Annotated in this window: 17 protein-coding genes and 1 tRNA gene; 5 read left to right on the top strand and 13 right to left on the bottom strand. The window is 60.9% G+C overall.

Translation table 11 applies throughout. From position 1 onward, the window contains the following. Positions 1 to 18: 18 nt before the first annotated feature. Positions 19 to 879 carry a hypothetical protein gene (locus QY049_RS14055; protein WP_258767079.1) on the bottom strand — a complete coding sequence of 287 codons (861 nt, stop codon included), beginning with the start codon at positions 877 to 879 and terminating at the stop codon, positions 19 to 21. Positions 880 to 888: 9 nt separating this feature from the next. Next, entirely contained in the window at positions 889 to 1,860 is a 972-nt protein-coding gene (mbfA, locus tag QY049_RS14050) for an iron exporter MbfA (RefSeq protein ID WP_194478252.1), read from the bottom strand. Positions 1,861 to 2,015: 155 nt separating this feature from the next. Between mbfA and QY049_RS14045 the strand changes: the two genes are divergently transcribed. Beyond that, the gene (locus QY049_RS14045; protein ID WP_194478251.1) at positions 2,016 to 2,738 is read left to right on the top strand and encodes a hypothetical protein; all 723 of its coding nucleotides are present in this window, start codon (positions 2,016 to 2,018) and stop codon (positions 2,736 to 2,738) included. Positions 2,739 to 2,797: 59 nt separating this feature from the next. Here QY049_RS14045 and QY049_RS14040 read toward each other — a convergent pair whose 3' ends face one another. From QY049_RS14040 to QY049_RS14015, 6 genes are all read right to left on the bottom strand, one after another. Then, complete coding sequence (locus QY049_RS14040) at positions 2,798 to 3,163, bottom strand: hypothetical protein (protein ID WP_258764070.1); 366 nt, start codon at positions 3,161 to 3,163, stop codon at positions 2,798 to 2,800. Between the two features lie 82 nt (positions 3,164 to 3,245). Continuing rightward, positions 3,246 to 4,397, bottom strand: coding sequence for an alpha/beta hydrolase (locus QY049_RS14035; protein WP_301269541.1), 1,152 nt, complete (start codon positions 4,395 to 4,397; stop codon positions 3,246 to 3,248). Positions 4,398 to 4,433: 36 nt separating this feature from the next. Next, positions 4,434 to 5,303 carry an MBL fold metallo-hydrolase gene (locus QY049_RS14030; protein ID WP_258764069.1) on the bottom strand — a complete coding sequence of 290 codons (870 nt, stop codon included), beginning with the start codon at positions 5,301 to 5,303 and terminating at the stop codon, positions 4,434 to 4,436. A gap of 14 nt (positions 5,304 to 5,317) precedes the next feature. Beyond that, complete coding sequence (locus QY049_RS14025; protein WP_194478247.1) at positions 5,318 to 5,929, bottom strand: glutathione S-transferase family protein; 612 nt, start codon at positions 5,927 to 5,929, stop codon at positions 5,318 to 5,320. 140 nt (positions 5,930 to 6,069) lie between these two features. Further along, positions 6,070 to 6,912, bottom strand: coding sequence for a fumarylacetoacetate hydrolase family protein (locus QY049_RS14020; protein WP_194478246.1), 843 nt, complete (start codon positions 6,910 to 6,912; stop codon positions 6,070 to 6,072). A gap of 126 nt (positions 6,913 to 7,038) precedes the next feature. Continuing rightward, a complete protein-coding gene (locus QY049_RS14015; protein WP_258764067.1) occupies positions 7,039 to 7,890 on the bottom strand; it encodes an MBL fold metallo-hydrolase in 852 nt (283 codons plus the stop codon). Between the two features lie 194 nt (positions 7,891 to 8,084). Between QY049_RS14015 and QY049_RS14010 the strand changes: the two genes are divergently transcribed. Next, a complete protein-coding gene (locus tag QY049_RS14010) occupies positions 8,085 to 8,516 on the top strand; it encodes a DUF3775 domain-containing protein (protein WP_194478244.1) in 432 nt (143 codons plus the stop codon). Here QY049_RS14010 and QY049_RS14005 read toward each other — a convergent pair whose 3' ends face one another. The 5 genes from QY049_RS14005 to QY049_RS13985 all read right to left on the bottom strand — a co-directional run bounded on the left by QY049_RS14005 (position 8,517) and on the right by QY049_RS13985 (position 14,221). Beyond that, a complete protein-coding gene (locus QY049_RS14005) occupies positions 8,517 to 9,506 on the bottom strand; it encodes an NADPH:quinone reductase (protein WP_258764066.1) in 990 nt (329 codons plus the stop codon). Beyond that, positions 9,503 to 10,285: an SDR family oxidoreductase gene (locus QY049_RS14000; RefSeq protein WP_194478242.1), complete on the bottom strand. Its 783-nt coding sequence runs from the start codon at positions 10,283 to 10,285 to the stop codon at positions 9,503 to 9,505. The genes QY049_RS14005 and QY049_RS14000 overlap by 4 nt, the downstream gene beginning before the upstream one ends. A gap of 128 nt (positions 10,286 to 10,413) precedes the next feature. Next, positions 10,414 to 10,926 (bottom strand): CvpA family protein, encoded by a 513-nt coding sequence (locus QY049_RS13995; protein WP_194478241.1) that lies wholly within the window; start codon positions 10,924 to 10,926, stop codon positions 10,414 to 10,416. Between the two features lie 196 nt (positions 10,927 to 11,122). Continuing rightward, positions 11,123 to 12,718 (bottom strand): GMC family oxidoreductase, encoded by a 1,596-nt coding sequence (locus QY049_RS13990; protein WP_258764064.1) that lies wholly within the window; start codon positions 12,716 to 12,718, stop codon positions 11,123 to 11,125. A 57-nt stretch (positions 12,719 to 12,775) separates the two neighbouring features. Continuing rightward, positions 12,776 to 14,221, bottom strand: a complete 1,446-nt coding sequence (locus tag QY049_RS13985) for a coniferyl aldehyde dehydrogenase (RefSeq protein WP_258764063.1) — start codon at positions 14,219 to 14,221, stop codon at positions 12,776 to 12,778. A 309-nt stretch (positions 14,222 to 14,530) separates the two neighbouring features. On the opposite strand from QY049_RS13985, the gene QY049_RS13980 reads away from it, so the two are divergent. The 3 genes from QY049_RS13980 to QY049_RS13970 all read left to right on the top strand — a co-directional run bounded on the left by QY049_RS13980 (position 14,531) and on the right by QY049_RS13970 (position 19,785). Further along, positions 14,531 to 14,607, top strand: a tRNA-Met gene (locus tag QY049_RS13980). A gap of 627 nt (positions 14,608 to 15,234) precedes the next feature. Then, positions 15,235 to 17,484, top strand: a complete 2,250-nt coding sequence (locus QY049_RS13975; RefSeq protein ID WP_301269540.1) for a hypothetical protein — start codon at positions 15,235 to 15,237, stop codon at positions 17,482 to 17,484. Between the two features lie 210 nt (positions 17,485 to 17,694). Next, a complete protein-coding gene (locus QY049_RS13970) occupies positions 17,695 to 19,785 on the top strand; it encodes an AAA family ATPase (RefSeq protein ID WP_301269539.1) in 2,091 nt (696 codons plus the stop codon). Positions 19,786 to 20,036 lie beyond the last annotated feature (251 nt).

The raw sequence follows: 20,036 nt of genomic DNA, 5'->3' as shown, positions 1-20,036 counted from the left end.
CATTGAATGCCGTGCCGATCAGGGCTGGAAACCCCGCGTCGCGGCATGGGTGAACGGATTGACGGGCCCGCTGCCCATGCGCGTGTTGCCGTCCGGCTTCTGTCCCGGCACGGGGAAGGCGTAGCCGATGATGGTCTTCACCACCAGCCGGTCGGACGCCGGCGTTAACCCGTAGCCGACGCCAAAGTTCACATCGAACACACCGGCCTTGAAGTCGGTAACGGCAAACAACGTGTGCTGCTGGTCCGCAAGCTTGTCGAAACTACCGATCTGGCCGAGGTCGCTGTAGTACTCGAATCCTGCGAACAGGTCGTCCCCGAACCTGCGTGCGATACGCGCTGCCGGCGTGAAGTGCTGTTCAGAAAATTTCCCGAAATGGATGTCGACGATCGGATTGACGATGAACTCGTAGTCGCTGTTTCGCATCCCGATGATCGGGCGAATCTCCATCGAGAAGCGGGACTGGGAGAATGGCGGTGTCTCGTTGCTGAATTCGAAGTTCACGCCGTAGAAAAAATTGCGTTGTTCGGCGTGCGGCGAAACGAACAGCGTTCGCAGCTTGAAGGCGTCCGAATAGAAGCGCTCGTCCTGGACCGAGAACGGTAGATACAGCCCGACCTCCCACCAGTCGGTCACGCCGTAGGCGAATTCCGGGGTGCCGTTCAGGCTGTGATTTGAGGCGAGCTCCCCGGGAAAGGGCGGATTCTTCTGACCGAGCGCGACGTCGTTTAGGTGCTGCTGGATCGTGAATTGGCCCACCTCGGCGATCCCGGCGTTGTAGACTTGAATTTCGTCGGTCGCATGCGCGGCTCTGCCGACGGCCGAGAGGCTCAATGCAGCCCCAAGGCCTGCTGCAGCGAGCGAGCGACGTTCCTTCATCGCCGCCACCTACGCCGCCCCGATCAATATTCCCACCGCCAGCACGATCGCGCCACCGAGCACGATCTGGAACACGGCCTGGAGGAACGGCGTGTCCATGTAGCGGGCGCGGATGAAGGCGATCGCCCACAATTCGAAGAACACGACGAGGCCGGCGATACCGGTCGCGATCCAGAAGGCGTTGGGCCATGCGTCTGGTACGAGATAGGGCATGGTGTGGCCGAGGCCGCCCAGCGTCGTCATCGCGCCGCAGGTGATGCCGCGCAGCCAGGGCGAGCCGCGTCCCGTCAGCGAGCCGTCGTCGGACAGCGCCTCTGCAAAGCCCATGCTGATGCCGGCGCCGATCGAGGCGGCAAGGCCGACGAGAAAAGTCTGCCAGTTCTGGTGCGTGGCGAAGGCCGCCGCGAACAGCGGCGCCAGCGTCGAGACCGAGCCGTCCATCAGGCCGGCGAGGCCGGGCTGCACATATTGAAGCACGAACATCCGCCGACGCGTTCGGTCTTCTTCCTCGCGCACGTCGGGCTTGAGGATCTCGTCGGTCAGAGCGACTGCGCGGTTCTCGTGATGCTTTTCTTCCTCGGCGAGATCGCCCAGCAGGCGGCGCACGCCGACATCCTTTGCCTGCTCGGCGGCGCGCGCGTAAAAGCGCTCAGCCTCGAGCTCCATGGTCTCGACTTCTTTCCGGATCGTGTCGAGTGGCAGGTTCTTGGTCAGCCAGATCGGGCGCCGGCGCAGAAAGCCCTTGACGTCCTCGCGGCGGATCGGCGGCAGATGCGGGCCGAAACGCTCTTCAAAGAGCTGGAGCAGGCGATGCCGGTGGCCGCGCTCCTCCTCCGCCATCTCCTCGAAGATCTTGGCCGTATCCGGATAGCGCTCTCGCAAATCCTCGGCGAAGGTCATGTAGATGCGGCTGTCCTGCTCCTCGGAGGAGATCGCGACCGCAAGCACCTCGCGCTCGGTCAAATCGGCAAAGTTCTTCACGGAGAGCCCCATCAACGTAACTTAGAACGGTTCTAAATTACATAGGGTATCCGTCAGAGCAGGTCAATTCGCCCCCGCAATGCGGCGACTTGGATGGAACCGAAGTCCGGGAACAGCCGTTCGAATGACCGTGCCGAGACGCGGAGGGGAGTGCCATGGACAAGGTCAAATATCGCTTCAATGCACCGCGCCTGGCCCCGCGGAGGACAAAGCTCGAGATTCCCGGATGGGCGGGGCCGCGCGAGCCGCGTGCAAACGGTTCGCATGAACAGGTCTGGCACTGTGTGCCGTTCTCGGAAGGCGCGCAGTACGGCATCGAGCTGTTCTATCCCTACGACAATGAGCTGCATGTCAGCACCCGCGACGGCAAGCTCGAGCTGGAGGGTGATTGGGGACCGGCGCCCGAGAGTGGGGTGCAGTGGCCGCCGTTTCGCAACTTCGGCGACGGCTTCTACACCTATCAGCTCCTGCTCGACCTCAAGGTTGAGAAGGGCATGGCGATCCGCACCGAGCCGCATCCGCGCTTCTACGTTGACCGGACGGACACCGTTCCGGTTGCCGTGCCGGCCCTGATCCGCAACTGGTGGCCGATGGTCTTCTTTTGCGTGTTCAAGTCGCCGGCCGAAGGACGCACCCACATCTTCCGGCCGGGCGAGCCGTTCGCCCAGATCATCGTCATTCCCGAAGAGGCGAAGTTCGAACTCGAGCCGATGAGTGAGGAAGAGGCGGCCGAGCGGGAGCTCCAGTCGCGCCGGATCCATGCGAATCGGCCTGCGCTCTCGGCCGGGACCGAATGGACCTCATCGACCGACACGGTGTTCGATGGCACCTACAGGCACCTGCATCGCGCAGCCAAGGACAAAGCCAGACAAGGCTGAAGGTCAAAGAGAAACGCCGGGCGGGGCGCCCGGCGCTTCGACGTGATCCTCGGTAACCGCTACCGATAGTAATAAAAGCCATGGTGGTGGTGATGATGGTGGTGATGGTGGTGATACCGCCGCCGCGGAACCACCACGACGCCACCGCGCCAATAGCCATGATGATGGTGATGGTGCCAGTAGCCGTGATGATGATGGTGGTGGTGATGGTGGTAGTAGAATTGGGCCACCTGGACGTTGGCTTCGGCTGAATTCGCCGGAGCCTGCTCATCGAGCGCCTGCAGCGTACGAGCTGCATTCGGAATGGGTTCCAGCAAATCTGCGTAGGAACTTGCCTTCAGCACGTCCGACGGCGTGGCTTGCGCGCCGGCCAATGTGCCGAGCGCCGCCACCGCTCCCAACAGTCCGGCGATCTTCTTCTCCATCAGGGAATCTCCTCCTATGTGCACATTGCCCAATGGCGGCAACGCGTCGCAGGGAGGAACGTTCCTGCCTTCCGGCCTGATGCTACCGATGCCGTGCAGCCTGTTCGAGAAAGCCGAGCAGCAACCGGCTGACCTCGGCAGGCTGCTCCTGCTGCACCCAATGGCCGGCGCGGTCGACGAGATGGCAGCCGAGCATGTTGGTGCAGCCGCCCCCCTGCATCGCCTCGAACACGCCGGGCCGCTGGTAGGTGCCCCAATCCTGCTTGCCCGAGATGAAGCACGAGGGCACGTCGATGCCGCGGCCCGAGAACAACTGCATCTCGCTGTTGAGAATGCCCGTCGTGCCGTAGCGATACCATTGCAACCCGCCCTGGAATCCGGTGCGGCCATATTCGGCGGCGTAATAGGCGAGATCGCTGTCCGGCAGCCATTGGTTGGCGGCGATCGCGGCGGCCGACGGCATCTCCTTCGCGACCGTCTCGGCCATGGTCTCGTCGAGGTCCATCACGTAATAGGTCGGCAGTTTTTCGAGCTCGCCCGCCGACCAGGATTTCAGCGGAGTGGGGTTGTTGTCGGTCCAGTCCGCGCTTTTGTGATGATAATAGGCGCGCAGGAAATCATGCAGGCCCTGCGGCGCGTCGACCATGTCGGCATTGGCCGGCCGTGTCGAATAGTACCATTGATAGTGCTTGCGCGGGCGCGGCAGCGCGGCGAGCTCGCGATGGACAGGGTCTTCGGCTGGCGGCGTTGCCGGCGCATCGACCGTATTGAACGGCAGCGGCGGCGCCCCGCCGAACGGCGCGCTCATCAACGTCACCGAACGAAACACGTCGGGCCGGATCAGCGCGCACCAGGCGGCGACCGGGCTGCCGAAATCATGTCCGGCGAGGTCGACCTGCCTGTAGCCGAATGCCGACACCAGCGTGAGCGCATCGCGAACCAGATTGAGCAGCGAGAATGGCGTGAGATCGCCGTCGTAGTCAGCGGTCCATCCCGTGGTGCGGCCATAGCCGCGCTGGTCGGGCGCGAGCACGTGATAGCCCGCAGCCGCGAGCGCCGGCATCACTTTGCGCCAGGAGAAGGCGAGCTCGGGAAACCCGTGCAGCAGCAGGATGCAGGGGCGCCCCTTTGTCTCGAAACCGGCCTCCAGCACATGCATGCGCAAGCCGTTGATGCCGTCGACATATCGTGAGCGGATGCCGGCGGGAAGGGGGATGTCGGGGAGTGATGCCATCGTGTCGCTCTATTCGAGGGAATCTACGACATCTCACTAAACGGCCGCACACACGAATGCGCTGCCCTTGCGCTTGATCTTCCCCACCGAGGGCGAAGGGAAATGCGCGGTGCAGCACAGCGTGTCGGTGCCGCAATAGCGTTCGAGAAAGCCGCGGCGTGTCGTCGCCGCCTTGGCCGGATCGACGTCGAACTTGATCGACAGCTCAGGATAAAGCGTCTGCAGCGGCGAGTGCATCAGATCGCCGGAAAACACCGCGTCGTCCTTGCCGCGTCCCATCGCGATGGCGACGTGACCCGGCGTGTGGCCCGGCGTCGGCACGATGCGGACATGATCGCCGATCCGGTGGTCGTTGCCGACGAGCTCGTGCCTGTTGGCCTCGACGACCGGCAGCACGCTGTCGGCGAAGGGCGGGATCTCCGTCTTTGCATTCTCCGCGAACCAGTGGTCGTATTCCTGCCTGGCGAACACGTAACGTGCCTTGGGGAAGGTCGGCACCCAGCGGCCGTTCTCCAGCCGCGTGTTCCAGCCGACGTGATCGACATGCAGATGCGTGCACATCACGAAGTCGATGTCGTCGACCGAGACGCCGGCGCCATTGAGCGCGCGCAGATAGCTATCGTCGGTCTTCATGTTCCACTTCGGGCGATTGGGGCGCGGCTTGTCGTTGCCGATGCAGCTGTCGATCAAAATGGTGTGGTGCGGCGTCTTCACCACATAGGACTGGAACGCCAGCATCAACACGTCCTGATCGTCCAGTGCCTTGGCTTGCCGCATCCAGTCCCGGTTCTCGGCGAGCACCTCCGGCGTCAGTCCCGGCAGCATCTCCAGTGCCGGGACGAACGAGGTTTCCTGCTCGATGACGCGATGGATGATGAGATCGCCGACCGAGAACTTCAGGCTCATGAGAACTCCAGTTGTTATGCGGCTGGTGGCACCGAGATCTTGACCGAGGGCCGCTCGAGCATCTTCTGATGGAAGGCGTCGAGTTTCGGATAGGCCTTGCGCCAGCCGCAATCGGCGAAGCGGAAGTCCGCATAGCCGAGCACGCAGACGAGGCCGATCTGCGAGATGTCGAACGGGCCGTTCAGCACCTCAGGCATGTTCTCGAACCGCGCCATGCCGGTCCATGCCCGGTTCCAGTGGTCGTCCGACCACGCCTGCCATTGCAGGCCCTGCGGTCGCACCATCTTTTCGTAGCGGCACAGCAGCATGGAATCGAGCATGCCGTTGATGAGCGAATGATTGGTCTTCGCCTTCCAGCGCCGCGGACCGTAGTCCGGGATAAGGCTGCCGCCGGCCATCTCGTTGAGATATTCGACGATGACGTAGGAGTCCAAAATCACGTCGCCGTCATTGGTGATCAGCACCGGCAGCTTCTTCAACGGCGTGATCTTCGAATAGTCCTCGTTCACCGTGCCCGGGGCGACGGTCGCCGGCGTGAACTCGATCTTGTCGATCAGCCCGAGCTCGATCGCGGCGATGCGCACCTTGCGGGCGAAGGGCGAGGCAGCGGAGAAGGAGAGTTTCATGGGAGTGTCCTACGGGGTGACCGGAAGTTGGTTTTCGTCATTGCGAGGAGCGAAGCCAATCCGGACTGTCTCCGCAGGACGATCTCTGGATTGCCTCGCTTCGCTCGCAATGACGGGGAGAGGGCGGAAGTCGCGGCAGCTTACGCCGCCACGATCTCCTGGCGTTGCTCGCCGAGGCCTTCGATGCCGAGCGTCACGACGTCGCCGACGTTGAGGAAGGTCGGCGGCTTCATGCCGAGGCCGACGCCGGGCGGGGTGCCCGTCGTGATGATGTCGCCCGGCAGCAGGGTCATGAACTGCGAGACGTAGGAGATGCACTTGGCCATCGAGAAGATCATGGTCTTGGTCGAGCCCGTCTGGCGGCGCTGACCGTTGACGTCGAGCCACATCGAGAGGTTCTGCACGTCCTTGATCTCGTCCTTGGTCGCAAGCCAAGGTCCGACCGGGCCGAACGTGTCGTGCGATTTGCCCTTGGTCCACTGGCCCAGGCGCTCGGTCTGGAAGTTGCGCTCGGACACGTCGTTGCAGACGCAATAGCCGGCGACGTAGTTCAGCGCATCGGCTTCCGAGACGTACTTGGCGCGGGTGCCGATGATCGCGGCGATCTCGACTTCCCAGTCGAGCTTGGTCGAGCCGCGCGGCTTCTCAACGTTATCGTTCGGGCCGGACAGCGACGTGTTGGCCTTCATGAAGATGATCGGCTCGGTCGGAATGGCGGCGCCGGTCTCCTTGGCGTGGTCGCTGTAGTTGAGGCCGATCGCGACGAATTTCGAGATGCCGGTGACGGGGGCGCCGAAGCGCGGCTTGCCGGAGACGGCCGGCAGCGAGGCCGGATCGATGGCCGCGAGCTTCTTTAGAGATTCCGGCGAATAGGCCTCGCCGGTGAGGTCCTTCACATGCGCCGAGAGGTCGCGCAACTGGCCGGATTTGTCGATCAGGCCGGGCTTTTCCGCACCCTTTTCGCCGTAACGAACAAGCTTCATTCTCGTTTCTCCCTTGGGATGGACTGATCGGTTAAATAGCTTCATGGAACAGCGCGGCGGGAAATTCAACCGCCGAAAAAGGAGCGCAATGCAGCCCTTCCGCCGTGAGGTGACGGCCCGCAAACCCTATGATTGCAGCGCCACAAACCTGAACGCATCGCCCTCCCGCCGGATATGCCCGGCCGAGAAATGCCCGCCCACCACCAGAGTCGGCGTATCGGCAAACCGGTCGAACAGTTCGCGCCGTGTGGCGGCCGACTGCGCCTGGTCCGAATCCGCGGTGGAGGACCAGCCAAGATGCGCCATCTGGCAGGGGTGATGGGCGACGTCGCCGGTCAAGAGACCCTGCTCGCCGTCCGACTGGATCAAAATGCTCATATGGCCCGGGCTGTGGCCGGGCGTCGGGATCATGCTGATGTGCTCGCCGAGGCGGTGATCGCTCGGGATCAGATCGGCACGGTCGGCATCGACGATCGGCTTCACGGAATCGCTGAAGACGGCCTGCTTGTCCGGCTCGGACGAGTGGTCGCGCCAGTGCTCGTATTCGGTGCGGCCGAACACGTAACGGGCCTTCGGGAAGGCCGGCACCCATTTGCCGCCGACGAGCTTCGTATTCCAGCCGACATGGTCGACGTGAAGATGGGTGCACAGCACGGTGTCGATGCTTTCAGGCGGAAAACCCGCCGCCGCCATCATCTCCAGGAATGGTGTGTTGCGGTTATTCCAGGTCGGGACGTTGCGGCCCTGCTTGTCGTTGCCGAGCCCGGTGTCGACCACGATCCGGCGCGAGGGCGTCTCCACCACCAGCGAATGGATCGACATTTTCAGCCGGCCTTCCTCGGTGGCGAAATGAGGGATCAGCCAGGGCAGCTTCCGGATCTCGTCATTGCTCGCCAGAGGCAGAATGAAGCGGGTCGAGCCGACCGTCTCCATCTCCACCACCTTGGTGATTTTGACCTTGCCGATCTTCCAATGCATGGGACGTGCCCCCATTTTCTTGCTTGTGTCCTCCCCGTCATTCCGGGGTCGTGACTTCGTCACGCCCGGAATGACCGGGATAACTGGCGGCGAAAGATGCGCACTTTCCGCCTCCGGGCGCAATGGATCATCTGTCGCGATGTTGCGTTATCGAGGAAACCCGGACCAACCCGAACGACGAGCAGGGGGAGCCCATGCCAGAGCTAGCGATTTCCGCCGACAAGGTCGCCTTCATCATCGAGAAGGCGCGTGAATTCGACGTCAAGGAATCGGGATCGGATCCGGATTCAGGCTCCAACCCCTCCGATGACGACGAGATCGACGTGCTGGAGGACACCAATTCCGATCCGGTCGCGGCCGAGCTATCCGGCTTCATCCGGGCGCTGAACGAGGACGAGCAGCTCGACCTGGTCACGCTGATGTGGCTCGGTCGCGGCGACGGCGATGTCGACGAGTGGGACGACCTGCGCGCCCGCGCCATCGAGGCGCGCAGCGAGTACAAGGCGCCGAGGCGCGAGGTGGTGCAATATCTGCTCGGCGAGCCGATGCTGGGCGATCTGCTCGCCGACGGCATGGACGAACTCGGCATCGACTGGAGCGGCGAGCGGACCACGCCTGTGTCGTAGCTATCGAGCGCAGTCGACGATCACGGTACCGAGCTTGTCGCCCCTCTCCACGGCAAGATGGGCCTGCGCAGTATCCGACAGCGCGAACTGCGCCGCGACGTTGTGAATCCGCTCACCCGCCAATAGCCACTTTGTCATGTCGGCTTGTGCCGCTGCGAGCAGCGCCGGCGGCAGCGCGAACAGCACGAGCGATTGCAGGTTGATACACTTTTCCATCAGCTCGCGCATCGGCAGCGTTGGCGTGCGATTGCCGTTGGTGGCGTAGACGGCAATGGTGGAGTTCACCGCCATCAGCTTCAGCGTCGTCGCGATGTTGCCGCCGAAATCGACCTCGACCACGCGGTCGACCCCGCGCCCGCCGGTGAAGGCCATCGCCTTGGCGACGACGTCCTCGTGCTTGTAGTTGATCACGAGATCGGCGCCCGCGCGCCTGGCCTGCTCGCCCTTCATCGCCGAACTGACCGTCGCGATCACCCGGGCGCCGCCCCATTTGGCGAGCTGCACCGCATAATGGCCGACCGCACCGGCGCCGCCGGTGACCAGCACGGTCTTGCCGACGAGCGGCCCGCCCGCAAACAGCGAGCACCACGCGGTCATCCCCGGGATGCCGAGCGTCGCGCCTTCCGCGAAGGAGAGATCGTCCGGCAGCGGCGTCACCAGCTTCTCGGCGAGCGCGATATATTCCGCGGCCGTGCCGAAGGCGCGGCCGTTGCGCTGACCGTTGAACAGCCAGACCCGATCGCCGATCTTGAAGCGCGTCACGCCGTCGCCGATCTGGTCGACAAATCCCGCGCCGTCGCTGTTCGGAATGACGCGCGCAAACTCCATCGTGCGGTAGCTTCCGCCGCGACGACCGACATCGGCCGGATTGACGCCGGAGGCTTCCAGGCGAATGCGAACTTCGCCCGGACCCGCGACCGGCGTTGGCATCTCACCATAGGTGAGAACGTCCGCCGCCGGTCCTGTCTGTTCGTACCAGACTGCCTTCACAGCGTGCCCGGGAACGCACCACCATCGAGCAAGATGTTCTGTCCGGTGATGAAGCCCGCCTTGGCACCGCACAGGAATGCGCAGGCATAGCCGAACTCGTCGGGCTGGCCGAAGCGGCCGGCCGGATTGAGTTTTGCGCGCTCGGCCAGAATCTGCTCGGGCGTCGTGCCGCGCTTGTCGGCCTCGGCCTTCGCGGTGCCGGTCAGGCGGTCGGTCTCGAACGGGCCCGGCAAGAGGCCGTTGATGGTGACGTTGTTGATCACGGTCTTGCGCGACAGGCCGGCGATGAAGCCGGTGAGGCCGGCGCGTGCGCCGTTGGAGAGGCCGAGGATGTCGATCGGCGCCTTCACCGCGGCCGAGGTGATGTTGACGATGCGGCCGAACTTGCGCGCCATCATGCCGTCGACGGTCGCCTTGATCAGCTCGATCGGCGTCAGCATGTTGGCATCGATCGCCTTGATCCAGTCGTCGCGGGTCCAGTTGCGGAAATCGCCGGGCGGCGGGCCGCCGGCGTTGTTGATCAGGATATCGGGCTCGGGGCAGGCTTTCAGCACGGCCTCGCGACCGGCGGGCGTGGTGATGTCGCCGACGATCTCGGTGACCTTCACGCCGGGATAGGCCTTGCGGATGTCGTCGGCCGTCTTCTTCAGCGCTTCGGCGCCGCGCGCGGTCAGCGTGACGTCGACGCCGGCTTCGGCCAGCGAGATGGCGCAAGCGCGCCCCAAGCCCTTGCTGGATGCGCAGACGATGGCGCGGCGGCCTTTGATCCCAAGATCCACAGTTTCACTCCCGAAAATAGCAGGCAGGTTTTGGATGGCCGGCACTGTAGCCAACCTGAACGCCGCTGATAAGGGACAGGCCCGCGTCAAAATGCATGGCGCGCGGCGCGGCGATGCAAATGCGCGGGTTAGATTCGCCGCTCCTGCTTCAGGCGGTCGATCGCGGCCGCGGCCTCCGGCGGCAGCGACTTGAAGCCCATCTGCCCGACCATCGAGAACAGCGGCCGCAGATGCGAGCCGGCCAGGAACGGCGGCTGCCGGTTCGGCGGCACGATCTGGTCGAACACCAGCACCAGCGTCGTGGCGACGAGCCCGACCCTGATGGCGCCGAGCGCGGCGCCGCCGAGGCGGTCGCCGATCCCGGCGTCGCGGATCGTGTCGCTCAGCGCGAGGCGGCCGAGATATCCGAACAACATGCCGACGACCAGGAAGATGCCGAAGAACCAGATCCAGTTCTGAAACAGCGGCGCGTTCGGATTGGCGGCGACCTGGGGCACGATCAGCGGCATCAGCGCGACAGCGATGGGGGCGGCGAGCAGATAAGCGAGGATGGTCATGGCGCTGCCGAGCAGACCGGTCCGGAAACCGAAGCCGATCGCAATTGCGAGCGCCGCATAGACGGCGAGATCGAAACTGTTCATGCGCGAAACCCTGCCAATGGAACGAATGAACGGCGAACCGGTCGTTCGGTTTCAGATCGCTAAAATCGTCTGTATTTTTTGCTCCAGAGGCTCAAATACTGCGCCCATTCCATGACTATTCAACGTCAGCGATAAAGGCAACTTTTGGTTGTCAGCCCGACGAAGGCCGGGACGACGATGTGGAGACCGCGCCCCCTCACGCCCGCACCTCCGCCCGGATCATGTCCGCCGCCTTCTCCCCGATCATGATGGCAGGCGCATTGGTGTTGCCGCCGATCAGCGTCGGCATGATCGAGGCGTCGACGACGCGCAAGGCCTCAACGCCATGCACTTTCAGCTTCGGATCGACCACGGCCATCGCATCGGTGCCCATCTTGCAGGTGCCGACGGGGTGATAGACCGTGTCGACGCGATTGCGCAGGATGGCGCGGATGTCGTCGTCGGTGTGCACGCCGGACGTGAACATGTCCTTCTTCTGCAATGCGCGCAGCGCGGGCGTCTCCATCAGTCGTCGCGTGGTCTTGAAGCCCGCAACCATCGATTCGAGATCCGCTTCCTCCCCCAAGAAGTTCGGATCGATCATCGGCGCCGCGAGCGGATCGGCGCTCTTCAGCCAGACGCTACCGCGGCTCTTCGGCCTGAGCAGGCAGACATGGCACGAGAAGCCTGCCTCCTTGTGCTTCTTGCGGCCGTGGTCGTCGAGCATCGCGATGACGAAGTGCAGCTGGATGTCGGGCACGTCGAGGTCGGGCCGTGTCTTCAGGAAGCCGCCGCATTCGGCGAAATTGGTGGTCATCAGGCCGCGCCGCTCCTTCCGATAGCGCTGGATGGCGCGGAGCAGCGATGGCACCCGGCCAAGCGAGGCGTGAACGAAGTGCGGATAGTCGGAGGCGTAGACGAACACGAAATCCGGATGGTCCTGCAGATTGCGACCGACGCCCGGCAGATGATGCGTGACGTTGATCCCATGCTTGCCAAGTGCCTCGCCCTCACCGACGCCCGACAGCATCAGGAGTTGCGGTGACTGGAAGGCGCCGCCGGCAAGGATCACCTCGCGGCGCGCGCGCAGCTCCTTCGTTTGCTTGCCTTGCACATATTCGATGCCGACCGCACGCCCGCCTTCGAACAGGATCTTCGTCGCCTGCGCCCCGGTCTCGACGCGCAGATTGGCGCGCTTATCCATGTGCGGCTGTACATAGGCGCGTGCGGCGCTCCAGCGCTCGCCCTTGTGCTGCGTCACCTGATAGCTGCCGAGCCCTTCGTGGTCCTCTTCATTGAAGTCCTCGCGAATGCGGAACTGCGCCTCGCGCGCGGCCTGGTGGAAGATCTCATGGATCGGATTGTCCGAGCGCAGCCTGTTGACATGCAGCGGGCCGTCCTTGCCGTGATAGGCGCCGTCGAAGTCGCTGTTGTTCTCCGAGCGCTTGAAATAAGGCAGCACGTCCGCGTACGACCAGCCGGCATTGCCGAGCGAGGCCCAGTGGTCGTAGTCCCATTTGTGGCCGCGGATATAGACCATCGCGTTGATCGCCGAGGAGCCCCCGAGGCCCTTGCCGCGCGGTTGATAGCCGATGCGGCCGTTCAATCCCTTTTGCGGCACGGTATCGAAGGCCCAGTTGGCCGCCTGGTACGGCAGCGCGAGCCCGAACGGCGTGGTGATCCGCCAGCTGTCGTTCTTGCCGCCGGCATCGAGCAGCGCCACTGACGTTGCCGCATCCTCGGAAAGTCTTCCTGCCACCGCGCAACCGCCCGAGCCTGCGCCCACGACGACGAAATCGAATGTGTCAGTCACTGATGTTTCCCCCTGATTGTCCTTCCGGGTTCGCTTCGCGCCCCGGAACGACCGTCCTTACGACATGAACCGCATCATCTTCTCCAGCCGCGCGATCTTGCCGCCATAGGGCGGGTAGAGATCGGCGAGACGATTGAATTTGGAGCGATAGAACACCGGCTTCAGCTTGCTGAACGTCCTGAAGCCCCACTCGCCGTGATAGGCGCCGGTGCCCGAAGCGCCGACGCCGCCCATCGGCTGGTTGATCTGCGCGAAGTGAAACAGGCAGTCGTTGATGGTGACGCCGCCCGAGACGGTGCGTGCCAGCATCTCATCGCGCGCGTGGTGGTCTTTGCCGAACCAGTACAGCGCCAGCGGACGGTCGCGCCGGTTCACGAAGGCGATGGCGTCAGCGGGATCGCGAGTGCCGAGCACCGGCAGCACCGGGCCGAAGATCTCCTCCTGCATCGCCGCCATGTCTTCGGTCGCGCCGAGGATCAGCGTCGGCGGGAATTTGCGGTGTGACTTCCAGTTGGGATCGTCAGCCCTCGCCGGTTGCAGGATCTTGGCGCCGCGCTGCGCGGCGTCGGCGACCAGCGCTTCGAGCCGCGCATAGTGCCGGTCGGAAATGATCGAGGTGTAGTCCTCGTTGGCGGGATCGGCGCCGAACATGCGCCGCATCTGCGCGCGCAACTTCTCGGCGAAGGCCTGCAACGAACGTTCCGGCACCAGCACATAATCAGGCGCGATGCAGGTCTGTCCGGCGTTGAGCAGCTTGCCATAGGCGATGCGCTCGGCCGCTTCGTCCAGATCGGCGGAGGCATCGATGATCGCCGGCGACTTGCCGCCGAGTTCGAGCGTGACAGGCGTGAGATTGCGCCCTGCGGCTTCCGCGACCAGCCGCCCGACCCGGGTCGAGCCGGTGAAGACGAGGTGATCGAACGGCAGGTGTGCGAAACCTTTTGCGACCTCGTCCTCGACGCCGGTAACGAGCAGCTCCGTTGCGTCGAACCTTTCGGTAACCGTCTCCTTCAACAGCGCGGAAAAGTGCGGGACCAGCTCGCTCGGCTTGATGATGACGCGGTTGCCGGCGGCGATGGCGCCGATCGCGGGCGCGAGCGTGAGCTGCAGCGGATAGTTCCAGGGCGCGATGATGCCGACGACGCCGAGCGGCTGCGGGATCAGCCGGTTGCGCGCGGGGAGAAATTGCAGCGCAGTCGCCACGCGCTGCGGCGCCATCCAGGCTTTCAGATGTTTCGATCCATGCCGGATCTCGGAGAACACCATCATCGCCTCGGCGATGGTGGTCTCGACCGCCGAGCGGTGGCCGAAATCGGCCGAGATCGCCTGTCGGAGACGGTCCTCGTTGTCGGCGACCAATGCGCGCAGCCGCGCCAACCGGTGGAGCCGCGCGGCGCAATCAGGCGCCGGTTCGGTTCGCGAGCGCGCGACCATGGCCTGGAATCTGTCCGTGAGCGCGGAAAGTGCGGCGCTCGCCACGGGGCGGTCCACAACGTTGTCCATGGCGCTCCTCCCCATCAGGCGTTTCGCCGCTGTTTTGTTGCCGCAAGCTGGCGGTTTGTGGAACTTCTGGCAAGTGCGTGGCAAATTGGCCGGAATCGGTGGCCGCAACCTGTCATAAAGTCGAAAAAAACGTCCCTGCGGCCCTTTCCAAAGCCGGTTCGGGTTGGTACATACCCCTCGCACCCGACGGGCGTCGCCCGGGGTTGCCTTCCAGGGAAGCCTTCGGGACGGGAGAAGCAAGCCACGCGAGCCGCGTCGGCCCTCAATCCACCGTCCCCGGCTGATCTGCGAAGGCGCGCAACAGTTTAACGCGGGGTGGAGCAGCCCGGTAGCTCGTCAGGCTCATAACCTGAAGGTCATAGGTTCAAATCCTATCCCCGCAACCAAATAAGTCGCTGTCTTTTAAGCGTAAATTCAAAAAGCCGCTCTGATGAGCGGCTTTTTTTTGTCCGGAATCGCCACCGAGTCGCCACGGTGATTCTGCGACCCTCCCGCGAGCTGGCGTCGCTTTCGATCAGTGCACCTGAGTCTGCTTAGTGCCGTGTCGCGAGTTCGAATCTCTCTGGCTCCGCCACCCCACCACAATCATCTCGTACTTGGAGCTGCGGACACGTCAGAAAATCGGCTGTCTTCCTGCATTCCCGCGCACGGAGAACTCCCGGCCGTCCTTCGACAAGGGCCCGAATGCATCCGGAGAACCGAATTTTTCTCCGAATCTTTGAACCCGCAAATCGGCCTAGTACGGCATTTCTCGGAAAATCAACGGCTTGGCTGCGCGGCGGTTTGAATCCGTCTCGCTCACCCAAATATCATAACCCATAAAAGCTGTATCGAACTCAAACTTCCCGTTGTCCGATGTATGCGCTCCGTGTTTTGCTGAACTATCGCGGTTGAGGAATGCCCAGACTTTGCAGACTCACGACAAGATGGTGGCACAAGCTCAGGGACCGTACCGAGATTTAGCCCTGCATACGATCGGTTGGAAAGCTTTCCAAGACTTATGCGCGCATGTCATGGAAGACGTTCTCCATACGCCGGTTGAGATCTTTCGCGAGGCGCACGACGACGGGCAAGACGCGGTATTCAACTCAAAAGGCATCGGCGGAGGGGAACAGCCGACAACTGTTCAATGCAAATTTAGTGCAAACGCGGGGCGCACTCTCACACCGAGCGATTTGGCCGTTGAAGAAGAGCATATCGAACAGTTATTGCGGAAGGGGCTTGCCGACCGATACGTGTTGATGACGAATATGTCGGTTTCCGCTCCCGCGGCTGTCAAAATTCGGAACCGATTGAAAGAACTTGGCGTGAAGCGTCCTCACGTCTTTGGAAAAGAATTTCTGACACGCGTCATTCGTAGCAGCAGCAAACTTCGTGCGCTGGTTCCACTCGTCTATGGTCTGGGAGATCTCTCAATTATCCTGGATGACCGACGGGCGAAACAAGCCAAGGCCGTTCTTGGGCATCTTCAGAGTTCTTTGCGAACGTACGTAACCACAGCTCCGCACGTCAAAGCCGTTCGGGCTCTCGCAAAGCATAAAATCGTCATGTTGCTCGGAGATGCAGCCACCGGCAAATCAACCATAGCAGCCGTCTTGGCAACGGTCGCAGCCGATAATCCGCGCCACCGCTGCTTCAAAGCGGACGGACCAATCGAACTCATGGAGAATTGGAATCCCGATGATGGCGGCGCGCTTTACTGGATCGACGATGCGTTCGGCCCGAACCAGTTGAGGCAAGATTTCGTTGATGCCTGGATAAACATGATGCCGAAAGTCCAAGCGGCTATCGCTGGAGGAAACTCGTTTGTACTTACGTCCCGCCGCCACATTTACGAGGCTGCCAAGCCGAAGCTTGGCTCTCGCAATCACCCGCTGTTTCGAAACGAAGAAGCCATTGTTCAAGTAGGCAATTTGACTCCGGATGAGCGCAGCCAGATTCTTTACAATCACATAAAGGCCGGCAATCAGTCCAAACAATGGAAAACGAACCTCAAGCTCAATCATATTGAGGAGCTCGCTAAGGAGGAATTACTTCTCCCGGAGATTGCAAGGCAATTGGGCGACCGCGCATATACCCAAAAGGTTCAGCTAAGTCGGGATTCTCTCGTTCATTTCATCCGCTCGAACCGTGCTTTTCTGAACGACACGATCAAAGAGCTTTCAAAGGATAGCCGTGCCGCGCTCACGCTCGTCTTCCTGCATGGCGGTAAGATGGCGATTGGCAATCCGTCTGCCAGCATGCAAGAGCTCGTGATCCGCCATTATGATATTGATCGCGAGACGTTGGGCGAGGCACTCGGCCACCTCAAGGGGTCTTTTCTCGTTGAGAAGTCGGAAGGCGGCCAGTCATTCTGGACATTCAAACATCCGACCCTTGCAGATGCTCTCGCCGCCACGCTAGGCGAGACTGAGGGTATGCGTGAACTCTATTTGCGTGGCGTACGGGTTGAAACAGTTTTGTCCAACACTGCGTGCGCCTCTGAGAGCGTTATTGGTGATTTCGTTCTGCTGCCAGAAACGCTTGATGGATTGCTGGTTGAGCGCTTGCTCCAGACGCCAGATGAAGCGGGTTTGAACCGACAATTCTTCAGCTATCTCGCCGACAAGGCATCCGATTCAGTTTTTCGCGCTCTATTCGCCAAGGCTCCGGAACTCTTTGAGCGAAACGCTTCTTCCAGTTACCGTTCGGCCTACGACCCCAAAGTGCGTGCATACGCTCGCGCGCATAACCTCAATATTCTTCCGCCGGAACGTCGCTCGGTGATGGCTGACACTCTTGAAAACGATCTGTTTGAGTATCTTGATGTTTCGTTTTTGGACGAAGAACGCATCCTGCAACTCTTCTCTGTGTCGACGCTCCTCAATTTGGTTTGGCGCATCAAAACCGATCTCATTCCCAAGTACGAAGAGGCCATCGACACATGCGTTGACGATGCCGATCTCGACCTCGAGCCGAGCAGCAACTTCGACGATCTGAGTTCGGCCGTGTCCGATCTTGAGCGGTTCCTTGATGATAAGGATCCGGAGGCGCTTGAGCGCGCGCAATCACTTTATGGCGCAATCGAGAGCGGTATCGAAAAGGTTGCGGAGCGCAAAGATAAGCGCCGGCGTCAGCGCGACAGCGAAGATTGGATGTGGGAAGAGCTATCTGAAAGCAGTCGCCCGCTGTCCCAATCGCCGCCAACCACGTCGCGCGCGGAGCGAGAAATCAGTAACGCCTCCCCCACTCCGCGCTCGATTTTCAGTGACGTCGATCAATAATTCTCTCCGGGAGCGTAGCTGATGCGGAGCGTGCGGTCGCAGATCCGAGCAGCCCCTGATTTGGCCGGTCCGACGGCTCGCGGGGGGCCATCGTAATGAAGCATGTTGCGTACCGGTCAGAAGGCGTAGTTTTCGATGTTAAACTATATTTTGTCTGCGCAACGAGCCATGCTTCCGCTAAATATCCGATTAGATTCGTAGGGGGCTATCGTGGCTGTGTTGACCATCAAGATATCGAATTGCAACAGCATCGACGATGCAACGATCAGTATCGCCGAGGGGGCGTTGAATATCAAGTATGGTCCGAATGGGCTTGGCAAAAGCACGTTAGCGAAAGCAATTGTTAGTCAAATACGCGCGGATGACACGCTTAAAGATCTTGTCCCTTTTAAGAACCGCGGGAAGACGGGCGTACGGGCGCCGTCCGTCGAAGGTGTTGACAGTCTAAGATCGGCGCTGGTTTTCGATGAGGAGTTTGTTCAGCAATTCGCTTTTCAAAAGGATGAGGTGGTAAAAAACAGCTTCGAAATATTTATCCGAACACCGGAGTATCTTGCAGAAATCGCTGAAATTGATGCTTTACTGGCTGGCATAAAGAAAGCTTTCGCCGATAATGCCGAAATCGGGCAAGTCATCGGGGATCTGAAGGAGCTGCGCGAGGCGTTTGGCAAATCTTCCAAGACCGGCGCCATTCCAAAAAGCAGTAAAATCCACAAGGCATTCGGCTCCGGAAATAAGATCGCGAACATTCCTGATGCGCTTAAGCCGTTCGAGACTTTCATTAGGAGTCAGGAGCCCGCCAAGTGGATCGCCTGGCAAATTAAGGGGAACGAGTTTCTGCAGCTCGAGGACCGCTGTCCTTATTGCTCGACAGCGCTGACGGATACACAACAAAAACAGACGGTCTTGGCTGTTGAGAAGGAGTATGACGCGACCGCCGTAGGTCACCTGAATACGTTGAAGGCGGTCATCGATCGGCTAGGTAAATACTTCAGCGAAAAATGCCGAGAAAATCTCGACAAAGTAACAAAGGCGAAAATTGAGCTGACGGCTCAGGAGAACAGCTTTCTAACGGGCCTGAAGGCGGACATTGAAGGTTTGATCGAGAAGCTGGAAGCCTTGCGAACCATGTCGTTCTTTTCGCTCCGAGACGTTGCGGAAATCAGTGATCGACTGACTCCCTTGAAAATAGACCTTAGCCTCATCGATAAGCTGGATTCGCGTGAGACAAGGATAACTGTAGACCCGATCAATGAGCAGCTCGACGGTCTTATCGATAGGGTCGGAAGCCTGAAAGGTAGGATCAATCGGCACAAGGCGAAGATTAAGAAAACAATTGATGAGAACCAGAGTAGCATAAACGGCTTCCTTCGGTCGGCTGGCTATAGATACGCTGTGGAAATCGTTGCCGAACCGGATTCATACAAAATGAAGCTGGTTCATCGGGATCTCGGCAGCCACATCGAAATGGCATCGCGGCATCTGAGTTATGGCGAGAAAAATGCCTTCGCGCTCGTGCTGTTCATGCATCAGGTCATCAGCGAAAAACCGGATCTGATCGTCCTCGACGACCCAATCTCCTCCTTCGACAAGAACAAGAAATTCGCTATCCTCCACGAGTTGTTCCGCGGAAGGGCGAGTCTCCGAGATAAGACGACCCTTATGCTGACTCATGACATCGAGCCGGCCATTGATGTAATCAAAAGCACGAATGCCATCTTTCAAGGGGCTCGACCCTCGGCGACCTTTCTGTCGTCCCGGGCTGGAGTCATCAAGGAAGTTCCGATCGAACGCGAGGATATTCAGACCTTCGCAAAGATATGCAAAGATAACGTCACGTCTCTGACTGACCCCCTCATCAAGACTATATATCTGCGCCGCGAGTTCGAGCTGCGAGACGATATGGGACTGGAGTACAACCTGTTAGCCAGCTTATTCAAGGGGAGAGAAATACCGACCGTTAAGTTTGCAACGGGCAGCCGAGACATGACCCCCCAGGAGAAGACGCTCGCCGAAGCAAAGATAAAGGTCGACTTTCCAGCATTTGACTACGATGCGCTGGTGACCGAAGCAAAAGACTTAGAAGCTATTAAAGCCAAGTTCCACGCTACCAACGTGGGCTATGAGAAAGTCCAACTATTCCGGCTTCTAGGCGGTGATCACGATGATGACGTTATCCGAAAATTTATCAACGAAACTTATCACATCGAGAATGAGTATGTAATGCAACTCAACCCCCATAAGTTTGAGAGTATTCCGGAGTACGTCGTCGACGAGTGCGCGCGTCTCTTGCCAACCTGATCGACGGTAGTGACAGCGCGTTTCGATAAGTGCGGTCATCAACAACGCGCCGGCCGAGGGTTGTTCCAAAAGAGTAGGTTCCTGGAGAACAAACGTCGCCCCACATGGAGCCCGCAAAACTCCATAACACTCGATGGGCGAATAAAGACGAGTGCACTCCAAGTGGCGGGTGTCTGATCCAATCAGAACACCCCTTGAGAGCGCAGGCGTGATCGGCAAGGAGGCCGCGTCGGGCGTCATCGCTCAACCAT

It is taken from the genome of Bradyrhizobium sp. WYCCWR 13022, assembly GCF_030435535.1.
Taxonomy (GTDB): domain Bacteria; phylum Pseudomonadota; class Alphaproteobacteria; order Rhizobiales; family Xanthobacteraceae; genus Bradyrhizobium.
This window is presented reverse-complemented; position numbering and strand designations above follow the sequence as displayed.

Coding starts and splice junctions, on each gene's coding strand:
- QY049_RS14010 (WP_194478244.1), top strand. CDS start 8,085: ATGCCAGAGCTAGCGATTTCCGCCGACAAGGTCGCCTTCATCATCGAG.
- QY049_RS14020 (WP_194478246.1), bottom strand. CDS start 6,912: ATGAAGCTTGTTCGTTACGGCGAAAAGGGTGCGGAAAAGCCCGGCCTG.
- QY049_RS14045 (WP_194478251.1), top strand. CDS start 2,016: ATGGACAAGGTCAAATATCGCTTCAATGCACCGCGCCTGGCCCCGCGG.
- QY049_RS13985 (WP_258764063.1), bottom strand. CDS start 14,221: ATGGACAACGTTGTGGACCGCCCCGTGGCGAGCGCCGCACTTTCCGCG.
- QY049_RS14035 (WP_301269541.1), bottom strand. CDS start 4,397: ATGGCATCACTCCCCGACATCCCCCTTCCCGCCGGCATCCGCTCACGA.
- QY049_RS13975 (WP_301269540.1), top strand. CDS start 15,235: ATGGAAGACGTTCTCCATACGCCGGTTGAGATCTTTCGCGAGGCGCAC.
- QY049_RS14015 (WP_258764067.1), bottom strand. CDS start 7,890: ATGCATTGGAAGATCGGCAAGGTCAAAATCACCAAGGTGGTGGAGATG.
- QY049_RS14025 (WP_194478247.1), bottom strand. CDS start 5,929: ATGAAACTCTCCTTCTCCGCTGCCTCGCCCTTCGCCCGCAAGGTGCGC.
- QY049_RS14055 (WP_258767079.1), bottom strand. CDS start 879: ATGAAGGAACGTCGCTCGCTCGCTGCAGCAGGCCTTGGGGCTGCATTG.
- QY049_RS13995 (WP_194478241.1), bottom strand. CDS start 10,926: ATGAACAGTTTCGATCTCGCCGTCTATGCGGCGCTCGCAATTGCGATC.
- QY049_RS14040 (WP_258764070.1), bottom strand. CDS start 3,163: ATGGAGAAGAAGATCGCCGGACTGTTGGGAGCGGTGGCGGCGCTCGGC.
- QY049_RS14030 (WP_258764069.1), bottom strand. CDS start 5,303: ATGAGCCTGAAGTTCTCGGTCGGCGATCTCATCATCCATCGCGTCATC.